At 65.8% G+C, this 774-nt stretch carries 2 protein-coding genes; both read left to right on the forward strand.

What is annotated here, in order from left to right; genetic code table 11:
* Nucleotides 1-240 (forward strand): IS66 family insertion sequence element accessory protein TnpB (gene tnpB / locus A6A05_RS04615; RefSeq protein WP_068497937.1); only part of this gene is annotated, 240 nt, incomplete at its 5' end.
* 58 nt (nucleotides 241-298) lie between these two features.
* On the forward strand, nucleotides 299-774 hold a 476-nt coding region (locus A6A05_RS04620), incomplete at its 3' end, for an IS66 family transposase (RefSeq protein ID WP_245644193.1).

The raw sequence follows: 774 nt of genomic DNA on the forward strand, positions 1-774 counted from the left end.
GATCCCCATGCCGGCGATCTGTTCGTCTTCCGGGGGCGCAGCGGTGACATGATCAAGATCATCTGGCACGACGGATTGGGGATGTCGCTTTACGCCAAGCGGCTGGAGAAAGGGCGGTTCATCTGGCCGTCACCGGCTGACGGCGTGGTGGCGATTTCGCCGGCCCAACTCGCCTACATGCTGGACGGGATCGACTGGCGCAGCCCACGCCACACCTTCCGTCCGAAAAGCGCTGGATAGGCTGGGCTGCCTTCATTTTTCGGGAGTCATCGGCCTGAATTTATGATTCCATCGAGGAATGAAGAGCCGCCGCCAAACCCCACCCGATGATGTCGCCGCGCTGAAGGCAGCGTTGCTTCGGATCGAGGCGGAACTGGCGGTGGCAAGGGCCAAGGCCGCCGACGACCAGGCCGTGATCGCGCACCAGAAATTGCAGATCGAGAAGCTGAACCGTGCGCTTTACGGCCCCCGCGCCGAGCGCACCGCGCGGCTGATCGACCAGATGGAGCTGGCGTTCGAGGAGCTGGCCGCGTCGGCCACCGAGGACGAGATCGCCGCCGAGCAGGCGGTGGCCAAGACCACCAATGTGGTGGCCTTCACCCGGAGCCGGCCGGCCCGCAAGCCGTTCCCCGACCATCTGCCGCGCGAACGGATCGTCGAGCCGGCGCCGACGACCTGCTCATGCTGCGGCAGCGACCGGCTGCGCAAGCTGGGCGAGGATGTCACCGAGACGCTGGAGGTGATCCCCCGGCAGTGGAAAGTGATCCAGCGGGT

Origin of the sequence: Magnetospirillum moscoviense (assembly GCF_001650635.1) — a bacterium.
Taxonomy (GTDB): Bacteria; Pseudomonadota; Alphaproteobacteria; order Rhodospirillales; family Magnetospirillaceae; genus Magnetospirillum; species Magnetospirillum moscoviense.